A 9,535-nucleotide genomic window follows, 5' to 3' on the forward strand; every position below is an offset into this window, starting at 1 on the left:
TATTAATGACGACAATTCGTAATTTCAGTTCATTTTTTATACCGAGCAACAATGACGTATAATCATGTAAAAATGATAAATCGCCAATTAATAATGTGACATCTTCTCCTGTTGCAGCAGCTCCAAAAGCTGATGAAACAACACCATCAATACCGTTTGCTCCTCTATTTGCTCTAACAGTTACATGTTTCTGAGCCGGTAGGAAAAAAGTATCCATATCTCGGATTGGCATACTACTACCAACAAATACTGTATGGCGATTTGGTAGGTGATCCGATAAAGTTGAAACAACAGACCCTTCAGTTAAGTCATGCTCCGTTATTTCTCTTAACATTGTTTTCGTTACCTCATCAATGGCTTGCCATTCTCTAGTCCATTTTTGATCACAAACATAAGAAATGTTACTGGTTAACAATTGATCAATAAAATGATCAACACTACTATAAACCATCCATGTCTTAGCATTTGAAGGTTCTCGGTACCCCGCTTGTTCATCAACGACGATGTGTAAGAGAGGTTCATGACTTATGAGCCACTGAAAATATGGTTTAGAAACAGGCATTGAGCCAAAACGGATTATGAACTCTGGTTGGTAGTTTTCACGAAAATCATCATGCTTTAGCAATGCATCATATGTAGAAATGACATACTCATGAGTCTCTTCATACTGTCTTAACTGACTTAGTGTGTCTGCTAGAACTGGTATCTTCCATTCTTTTGCAAGTTTTAATACTGATGTAATCTCTTCCTCACGCGTTAGTTCCCCACAAACAATTAACCCACGACTGTAATTAGAGACAGCATGCAATATCTCCTCCGCTTCAAAGTCATCAATCGTCTCAAACCCACCAGACGATTTTAAATATGGCGATTTAAACCGTCCCCATAAATCCTCTAGTTGTAAATCAGGAACTAATGGATCTTTAAATGGGAAGTTGTATTGTACGACACCTTTGTTTCGGCTGTTTGCGAGCGTAAAAGCTCGACTCGCTTGTCTACGGCTATAGCCCAACATAGGTTGTTTAGCATCAGGTAATGCCATTTCATGATAATGTTTCACATAATCACCGTACATTTTTATTTGATCAATGGCTTGTGGTGCACCATTGTCACGTAATTCATGTGGACGATCAGCTGTTAAAATGATTAATGGTACTCGACTATAGTAAGCTTCGATTATTGCCGGGTAATAGTTTGCGGCAGCCGTACCTGAAGTACATACTAAGGCAACAGGCTTTTGCTTTGTTTGTGCAATGCCTAAAGCAAAAAATGCAGAAGAGCGCTCATCGAAATGAAGCCAGTCATTAAGGTGAGGGTGCTCAGAAAACAACATCGCTAATGGCGTGGATCTAGACCCCGGTGAAATCACAACGTCTTCCATACCATTTTGGAAAAGTTCATCTATAAAATAAGATAAATAGTAGGTTTGTTCATTCATGATCATCAATGTAACCCCCTAAAGCTCCTAACATTGGTGAAAACTTTAAGTTTGTTTCGTCGTACTCTGCTTTAGGATCTGAATCAGAAACAATACCACACCCAGCAAATAGTCGAGCTTTATGTCCTGTTAATAATGCAGACCGTATGGCAACAGCAAACTCACCATTCAATTCTTCATCAATCCAGCCGATCGGCGCTGCATACCACCCACGTTCCAAAGGTTCATTACGTTGAATAAAATCCATCGCTTCTTGACGTGGCTCACCACCTAAGGCAGGTGTAGGATGTAATGCTTTTAATGCGTCAAAAATAGTAACACTCTCTTTTAGTGACCCTGAAACTGGCGTGAATAGGTGCTGAATTTTACTTAACTTCCTGATCATCGGTTGATTCGGAATAGAAAGCGTATCGCATAAAGGCGAGACAGAGTCTTTAATCATCTTGACGACATATTGGTGTTCTTCTAAGTTTTTATCATCTTTCAGCAGTTCTAAAGCTTTCCACTCATCTTCATCAACTGTTTGTCCGCGTGATGTCGTGCCAGCTAAACAAGCTGACTGAAGCTCACCATTATTTACTTCAACTAACCGTTCCGGTGTCGCACCAATAAAAGCTTTGTTGTTATTTTCCATAACGAAAATGTAGCTACGCTCTTGTTGTTCTAACAATGCGTTTAACACTTGTTCAACAGGAATCTGTTCTTCAAAAAGTGCTTCAACTTCACGCGCTAAAACTACTTTATCAAGCTTGCCATCAGTAATTTCATTAACTGCATTGTTTATTAAGGACTCCCACTGTTCATATGTCAACTCATCATTAATTCGTGCAAAGTTCATTTCCTTATTGGTGAACGGTTGAACTCCGTTTATATAATCTAAATCCGTTTGAATCCTCGATGATACATCTTCTATAGAGTCATTTGGTTCAACCCATAAATTTAAAGATAAATACTGCTTACCATTCCTAATAGTAAGAAGACGCTTTGGAAGTACAAACTGGTTTACTGGAAAATCATTCCACTCTGAGAGATGCCGTCCATTAAAGAATGAAAAACCACCAAAGTATACAGCCCCTGTACCCGTAATATGTTCGTCTTGAAGATGAATCATTTGTTGCTTTTGATCCTGTAGTGCTTGTTCGATTGTTTGGTAACGTTCAGCAGAATCAGTTGAATAAAACTGATTAGCATAACCTAAGCCAACAAAAGTTAATTCACCATTTGCACTCGTCCAATAAAAACGTTCACCTTTCAAGTCAGTTCTACTCGCAAAATACTCAATCGGGTTAATCGAAGATACCTCAATTGTAAGCGATAAAAATTGACCTTGTTCATCTATATGACTTAATGCTTCGTTAAGTTTTTCATTAATCGAAAGTCTTTCTATTGTAAGCATGCTTTATCCTCCAATGAGAAAACGTCATAAGTCACTATATAAAATAGGAAATAAAACGTCTTCAGCCACCTGTATAAAATGTCTACCTTTCATTTTATGACTTTTTTTACGAAACGACAAGAATAACACAACATACTCTCATTGACACAAGTCAGGCCTTTATCTAAACTTATTTTAGTACGTTAAAACAGAGAGGGATGACAGAATGAGTAAAGATCAATCAATTCAAGAAGCCCTAGGGGAAAAACCGGGCTTTCAAGTATGGTGGCGAATGTTAAGGCCACACACACTAACAGCTTCATTTGTCCCAGTATTTATTGGTACTGTCGCTGCTAGTATGTATACATCCATTCATGTCGGCTTGTTTCTAGCTATGTTAATTGCCTCTATGCTAATTCAAGCGGCTACTAATATGTTTAATGAGTATTATGATTATGTTAAGGGTCTTGATACCGAAGATTCAGTCGGCATTGGTGGAACGATCGTAAGAGATGGCATTCCTCCAAGTCAAGTCCGTAACCTTGCCTTTATATTTTATGGGATTGCAGTCTTATTAGGCTTTTACATTTGTATTGAAACAACGTTTTGGATTGCCGTTATCGGACTTATTTCTATGTTATTCGGTTATTTATATACAGGAGGACCATACCCTATTGCTTATTCGCCTTTTGGTGAACTGTTTGCAGGCTTTTTTATGGGTACAGTGATTATCGGTATTAGTTATTATATCCAAGCAGAAGCCGTTACGACTGGAATTATTTTATTATCAATCCCACCTGCTATTTTAATTGGTGCCATTTTACTTTCTAACAATATTCGTGATTTAGATAATGACAAAGAAAGTGGTAGAAAAACATTAGCCATTTTAGTCGGACGTGACAATGCAATCCGTGTTTTAGCTTTATTTTTCATTAGCACTTATGTCCTGACTACTATTTTTATTGTGATTGGTTTAATTCCAATATGGGCAGTAATTACGCTGTTAAGTGCAACTAAAGCCATTTATGCGTATAAGACGTTTAATCAAAACGACACACCTTTAGAAATGATGCCTGGCATGAAATTCACAGCACAAATGAATACACAGTTTGGTCTGTTATACGGTTTGAGTTTCTTACTAGAACATTTATTTACTTGGATTGTTTAAAAAAGAATATCTCCATTGTTTGTTGTACAAATTATAAAGGAGGATCATGATGGATCTAAATAACACTCTTTTCAGCACGCTGAATATTGAAGTAAAAGAACAAACGAAAGACCAAGTCGTTTTAACGATGCCTGTTAATGAAACTGTACACCAACCTATGGGTTTTTTACACGGTGGAGCTTCTGTTGCTCTAGCTGAATCTGCAGCTAGTTTAGGTGCTTTTCTAAACATTGACCCAGGGAAATATAACGTTTTCGGTATTGAAATTAATGCCAACCACGTCAAAAGCAAACGAAATGGGGTCGTATATGCAACTGCGAACCCTGTGCATATCGGTAAAATGACGATGGTTTGGGAAATTATTATTACCGATGAAAATGAACAGCTAATCTCCACTTCACGGTGTACAATTGGTGTCGTTGAACGAACAAAATAGTGAGGTGGCATCATGTCAGAGCAACAACAGTGGAGTCAATTACGAGCAGAAATGCTTGAAGAACGTGAACAGTTAGTCGATCAAATTGAAGAATTTGAAGATTCTCCAGCTTTATTTGAAGAGTCTGTAGGTGAACTGAATTCTGTGGACGACCAACATCCAGGTGACTCAGCAACAGAATTGTACGAACGACAAAAAGACACAACTTTTTATTATCGCGCCAAAGAGCAACTGAAAGAAATTGATCATGCTTTAGCAAAAATGGAAGATGGTACTTACGGCGTTTGTGAAAAAACGGGTGAAGCTATACCATTTGAACGTTTAGAAGCAATGCCAACAGCACGCTATAAGATTTAATTTCATTTAAAGAAGACACGTGAACTTTCACGTGTCTTCTTTAACATTAATAAAATTGTTAATGAAAGGAAATAATGTAGCTAGATAGAGACTTGAGGTGAACTATGTGGTTTATCGGTTTTTACGATTGTACTTTCAAATTCCAATTTTCTTAAGACTACTACTTACCGTTCTTACAATAATGGTGATCTTTGGCTACATCATGCATTTAATTGAACCAAATGAGTTTAGAACAGCGTTTGAAGGAATTTGGTTTGCTTTTATTACAGGTGCTACAGTTGGTTATGGCGATTTTGTTCCTCAATCTACAATAGGAAAAATTATGACGATCTTGCTCATCTTAGCAGGGGGAGGTTTGTTAACATTTTATATGGTTACTTTATCGAGTGGTGCAATCAAAAGAGAGGATGACTATAAAAGTGGACAAGTAGCCTTTCACGGTGAAGAACATTTTATTATTGTTGGCTGGAACGAAAGGACACGCAAGCTTATCCATTTAATTGATTCTCAATATAAAAACCAAGTAGACATTGTACTAATTGATGAAACATTACAATCAGATCCTGTTAATGATTCTAATGTGCATTTTATACATGGTGACCCATCTGTTGATAAAACGTGGGAGAAGGCTAACTTACAAAAAGCAAATAAAATAATTGTGACAGCTGATCAATCAAAAGTAGAAAAAGAAGCTGACATTCACACGATTTTAGTCGTCATCACTGCACGAGGGTTAAACCATAGAATTCCTATTTTAGTGGAAATATTAACAGAGAATCAAAAATTAAATGCTGAAAGAGCAGGAGCAACTGAGGTTATTTGTACGAACGAATCAACTAGTACGTTGTTTTACCATGAGCTAACAGGACATGAATATGTAAAAGCATTTGATTACGTTATGTCACTCTTGTCACAGCAACAGTTCATTGTCCATACAGTTGAAGAAGATTGGGTTGATAAGACCGTCTTACAATTAACTCATCAGGCAAAAGAAAACGGCAAATTATTAATTGGTTATATTCGTAATGATGAAGTTATTATCAACCACCTTCAGAAGATAAATTTAAAGCAGAAGATCGTATTATCGTGACGAAAGAGCTATTGCAATAGAGCTCTTTCGACTTTTACCATCACTTCTTCTGCTTGTTTCACATATTGGTCATCCACTTCAGCATCAGGGTCTTCTGGTGCTTGGAACTGGTTTAAAGTAGCTTGAATGTTTCCAGAGTCACCTTGATGATCAATACCTGCTTCATATTTATGAACTAATACAAAAGGTTTACCTACTCTAACATGAGCATTTTTCTCACCAATAGTTCCAATTTCAGTCGTAACAGGGATTCGAATGAAAGCATAAGCCTCTTCAGTTTGCTCTAATTTATGATCAAAGTAAGCATGGTCGTATTCCCAATTACCACCGACCATAAAGTCAAATCGGCTTAATATATTTTCTATGTCTTCAAATGAATACGCTTGATTTTCAATTCCTGAATTAAGTGTAATCATAACTTTATCACCATCTTTTTTATTTTTTGTTGCTCATAGTGTGTACGCTTTTTTTCGATTTCATTAAAAAAAAGAAATGGTAATGGCTATGGACATAAAAAAAACCTGCCTAGTTAAAACTTAGGCAGGTTTTGCTTAATTATAGAGACATTTGTAGGATCTTTCGCACGTCATCTTCGTGCAATTTAGTAAAGTTACCAAATGGACCGCGCTTCATCGCTCGATCAACCATTAATTCTAATTTAGCATCATTAATGTCATAATCAGCTAATCGAGTAGGAGCACCTAATGAACTCCAAAACTGACTTAGACGGTCAATTCCCTCTAAAGCTGTTTCTTCATCAGACTTACCTGTAGGATCCACACCAAAGACACGTGTTGCCATCTGTTTAAAGCGAGATACATCAACACTTAAATTATGCTTCATCCAGTTTGGGAAAAGGATTGATAGTCCGCCAGCATGAGGAATATCATACACAGCTGAAACAGCATGTTCGATATTATGCGTCGCGAAGTCACCACGATAACCCATTTGTAAAATGCCATTAAAGGCCATTGTACCTGCATACATAATCGTTTCTCTATGCTCGTATGACTCTAAGTTATTTAACAGCTTTGGTGCCGCTTCAATGATTGAACGCAATATACCTTCAGCCATTCGATCTTGAACGGGTGAATTAGTTGGTGTATGGAAATATTGTTCTAAAATGTGACTCATCATATCAACAATGCCATAAACAGTTTGATCCTCTGGCACTGAATAAGTATGCACAGGGTCTAGAATTGAAAAGACTGGGTATGAAAACGGAGAACCCCAACCATACTTCTCATTAGTCTCCCAATTTGTAATGACAGCTCCTGCATTCATTTCTGAACCTGTCGCAGCTAATGTCAATACTGTGCCTAACGGAAGTGCTTCTTCAGGCTGTGCCTTCTTTGTCACTAAATCCCAAGCATCTCCATCATACTTAGCTGCTGATGCGATCGTTTTAGCAGCATCAATGACACTGCCTCCTCCAACAGCTAATATAAAGTCAATGTCGTTTTCTTTACATAAGTCAGCACCTTGATTAACTGTAGATAATCGTGGATTAGGCTCTACTCCTCCTAATTCAAACGGTTCATAACCATTGTCTGTTAACTTTTTCATGATATTCGTATAAATACCATTTCGTTTAATACTACCTCCACCATACGTCACTAATACACGCTTAACACCATTTGGAATTAAAGATGGTAACTGTTCTAACTGTCCTCTTCCAAACACTAACTTTGTCGGGTTATGAAAAATAAAATTCTCCATTTGAATGCTCCTTTCTTACCTCACCTATTATTATGTCGGAACATGTTTTAATTCGCAAAAGAAATACTTAAGTAAAAAATGACCTCCATTCATATAGGAGGTCACTTTACATTAATTACGATAAGTTTCGCGATCTTTAGATTGTTCTATCCACTCTTCAAGCTTGTCTTTTAAAACATTAAAGCCATTGCTATCACTATCTTGTTGAGCTTGTTGTTGTGGCTGTTTAGGTTTTGATTGAACCTCAGGCTTCTTCTCTGTCGCACGAATAGATAAAGAATACTTACCACGATCTTCTTCCACGTTAATAACTTTAACTTTAACTTCATCACCAACATTTAAGTGATTATTAATATCTTTAACATATCCATGAGTAATTTCAGAAATATGCACTAAACCTTGTAGGTTTTCACCAATTTCTACAAAAGCACCATAAGGTTTTATTCCAGTTACTTTCCCTTCAATAACTTGTCCTTGTTCGATTACGTTAGTCATTTTATCCAACTCCCACTAGTATTCTGTTATACCGTTACGTATTTTAACATACCGGTTTTCTTTATTCAAAAGCAGTTCAGACTAGAAATTTGCATTTGAACGCTACACAATTACATTTTGACCTTAATTTAAAAAAATATTTTAAAAACATGTTTATAAATTTTTAAAATGGTTATTACTATTAGTGTAATACTTTCTCGTATTCCCCCTTTGGCAAAGTGCTGAACACTTTGCCCCTTTTTTTTGCCCTTTTTTAAGTGTACGATTAGATTATGGAGGGGATATGAGATGAAGTTATCCGAACAAACCATTAATCGAGAAAATACACGTGCAGCAAAATATGACTTTAGAGAAAAGCTGTTTGGAAGTGATGACATTCTTCCAATGTGGGTTGCAGACATGGACTTACCTGCCCCTAAAGCATTACAAGAAGCTATTATAAAGCGTGCCGAACATAATATATACGGGTACACAACTCATGACGATCATTTACTAGAAACAATTCAATCATGGCTTAAAAGAAGGCATAGCTATGAGGTAGACTCAAACCAAATCACTTTTACACCAGGAGTTATTCCAGCTTTACATGCGCTAGTTCAAGCATTTACTGAGGTAGGAGACCAAATTGTTATACAGCCTCCTGTTTATCCGCCATTTTTCTCAGTTGTTAAAAACCACAACCGAGAACTTGTAGAAAATCCGCTACAACTACAAGATGGACGATATAAAATGAACTTTGAGGAGCTTGAACAACAATTTAAAAATGGGGCGAAAGCTTTCATATTGTGTAGCCCTCACAACCCTGTTAGCCGTGTTTGGACAGAAGAAGAGCTTCAACAACTAGCTGATTTATGTGTTAATTACAATGTGTATTTATTCTCAGATGAGATTCATGCTGACATTGTTTTTAATGGGTACAAGCATACACCGATCGCTAAACTGAATGAACAAATCTCAGCGATCACGTTTACGTTAATGGCACCATCTAAAACATTTAATGTTGCAGGATTACAAGGCTCTTTCGTCATTAGCCCTAATATTGAGCTTAAAAAACAATTAGAGAAGCAATTAAGTCAGCAAGGATTTGGCTTACTTAATACGTTTGCCTATGTAGCGATGGAGGCTACATTCCAGCACGGTGATGAATGGCTAGAGGAATTAATTCCGCTATTAGAAGAAAACTATAAATATTTAGAAAGCGATTTATACAATTACACTAAAATTAAACCAATAAAGCCTGAAGGTACTTATTTAATTTGGCTAGATTTTAGTCAAACTGGCTACTCTCATAAAGAGATTAAATCAAAGCTCAATGAAGAAGCTAAGGTCGGTTTAAATGACGGTGTGACGTTTGGTAAAGATGTTGGTAACCAGTTTATGCGCATTAACATCGCAGCACCAACTGAAACTGTAAAAGAAGCAACTAAACGATTAGTTCAAGCATTTGGTGAATAAAT

Annotated in this window: 10 protein-coding genes; 5 read left to right on the plus strand and 5 right to left on the minus strand. The window is 36.8% G+C overall.

Annotation, left to right across the window (positions count from 1 at the left end; all coding sequences use genetic code 11):
- Together menD and A194_RS0111720 are read right to left on the minus strand one after the other, a co-directional pair.
- Nucleotides 1-1,444 (minus strand): 2-succinyl-5-enolpyruvyl-6-hydroxy-3-cyclohexene-1-carboxylic-acid synthase (gene menD / locus A194_RS0111715; RefSeq protein ID WP_017187025.1); only part of this gene is annotated, 1,444 nt, incomplete at its 3' end.
- Nucleotides 1,431-2,834: an isochorismate synthase gene (locus A194_RS0111720; protein ID WP_017187026.1), complete on the minus strand. Its 1,404-nt coding sequence runs from the start codon at nt 2,832-2,834 to the stop codon at nt 1,431-1,433. The genes menD and A194_RS0111720, both read right to left, overlap by 14 nt.
- A gap of 205 nt (nt 2,835-3,039) precedes the next feature.
- On the opposite strand from A194_RS0111720, the gene A194_RS0111725 reads away from it, so the two are divergent.
- The 4 genes from A194_RS0111725 (at nt 3,040) to A194_RS0111740 (ending at nt 5,864) form a co-directional block, all read left to right on the plus strand.
- The gene (locus A194_RS0111725; protein WP_017187027.1) at nt 3,040-3,981 is read left to right on the plus strand and encodes a 1,4-dihydroxy-2-naphthoate polyprenyltransferase; all 942 of its coding nucleotides are present in this window, start codon (nt 3,040-3,042) and stop codon (nt 3,979-3,981) included.
- Between the two features lie 49 nt (nt 3,982-4,030).
- Nucleotides 4,031-4,417 (plus strand): hotdog fold thioesterase, encoded by a 387-nt coding sequence (locus A194_RS0111730; RefSeq protein WP_017187028.1) that lies wholly within the window; start codon nt 4,031-4,033, stop codon nt 4,415-4,417.
- A gap of 12 nt (nt 4,418-4,429) precedes the next feature.
- The gene (locus A194_RS0111735; RefSeq protein ID WP_017187029.1) at nt 4,430-4,774 is read left to right on the plus strand and encodes a TraR/DksA C4-type zinc finger protein; all 345 of its coding nucleotides are present in this window, start codon (nt 4,430-4,432) and stop codon (nt 4,772-4,774) included.
- A 106-nt stretch (nt 4,775-4,880) separates the two neighbouring features.
- The gene (locus A194_RS0111740) at nt 4,881-5,864 is read left to right on the plus strand and encodes a potassium channel family protein (RefSeq protein ID WP_040402806.1); all 984 of its coding nucleotides are present in this window, start codon (nt 4,881-4,883) and stop codon (nt 5,862-5,864) included.
- A gap of 8 nt (nt 5,865-5,872) precedes the next feature.
- Here the strand turns inward: A194_RS0111740 and A194_RS0111745 are convergent, their stop codons facing one another.
- From A194_RS0111745 to yugI, 3 genes are all read right to left on the minus strand, one after another.
- Entirely contained in the window at nt 5,873-6,280 is a 408-nt protein-coding gene (locus tag A194_RS0111745; RefSeq protein WP_017187031.1) for a YugN family protein, read from the minus strand.
- Between the two features lie 139 nt (nt 6,281-6,419).
- Nucleotides 6,420-7,583, minus strand: coding sequence for an iron-containing alcohol dehydrogenase (locus A194_RS0111750; protein WP_017187032.1), 1,164 nt, complete (start codon nt 7,581-7,583; stop codon nt 6,420-6,422).
- Nucleotides 7,584-7,694: 111 nt separating this feature from the next.
- Complete coding sequence (gene yugI / locus A194_RS0111755) at nt 7,695-8,078, minus strand: S1 domain-containing post-transcriptional regulator GSP13 (RefSeq protein ID WP_017187033.1); 384 nt, start codon at nt 8,076-8,078, stop codon at nt 7,695-7,697.
- A 288-nt stretch (nt 8,079-8,366) separates the two neighbouring features.
- On the opposite strand from yugI, the gene A194_RS0111760 reads away from it, so the two are divergent.
- The gene (locus A194_RS0111760; protein WP_017187034.1) at nt 8,367-9,533 is read left to right on the plus strand and encodes a MalY/PatB family protein; all 1,167 of its coding nucleotides are present in this window, start codon (nt 8,367-8,369) and stop codon (nt 9,531-9,533) included.
- Nucleotides 9,534-9,535 lie beyond the last annotated feature (2 nt).

The organism is Alkalibacillus haloalkaliphilus C5 (genome assembly GCF_000269905.1).
GTDB classification, from domain to species: domain Bacteria; phylum Bacillota; class Bacilli; order Bacillales; family Alkalibacillaceae; genus Alkalibacillus; species Alkalibacillus haloalkaliphilus_A.

Coding starts and splice junctions, on each gene's coding strand:
- A194_RS0111720 (WP_017187026.1), bottom strand. CDS start 2,834: ATGCTTACAATAGAAAGACTTTCGATTAATGAAAAACTTAACGAAGCA.
- A194_RS0111725 (WP_017187027.1), top strand. CDS start 3,040: ATGAGTAAAGATCAATCAATTCAAGAAGCCCTAGGGGAAAAACCGGGC.
- A194_RS0111730 (WP_017187028.1), top strand. CDS start 4,031: ATGGATCTAAATAACACTCTTTTCAGCACGCTGAATATTGAAGTAAAA.
- A194_RS0111735 (WP_017187029.1), top strand. CDS start 4,430: ATGTCAGAGCAACAACAGTGGAGTCAATTACGAGCAGAAATGCTTGAA.
- A194_RS0111745 (WP_017187031.1), bottom strand. CDS start 6,280: ATGATTACACTTAATTCAGGAATTGAAAATCAAGCGTATTCATTTGAA.
- A194_RS0111750 (WP_017187032.1), bottom strand. CDS start 7,583: ATGGAGAATTTTATTTTTCATAACCCGACAAAGTTAGTGTTTGGAAGA.
- yugI (WP_017187033.1), bottom strand. CDS start 8,078: ATGACTAACGTAATCGAACAAGGACAAGTTATTGAAGGGAAAGTAACT.
- A194_RS0111760 (WP_017187034.1), top strand. CDS start 8,367: ATGAAGTTATCCGAACAAACCATTAATCGAGAAAATACACGTGCAGCA.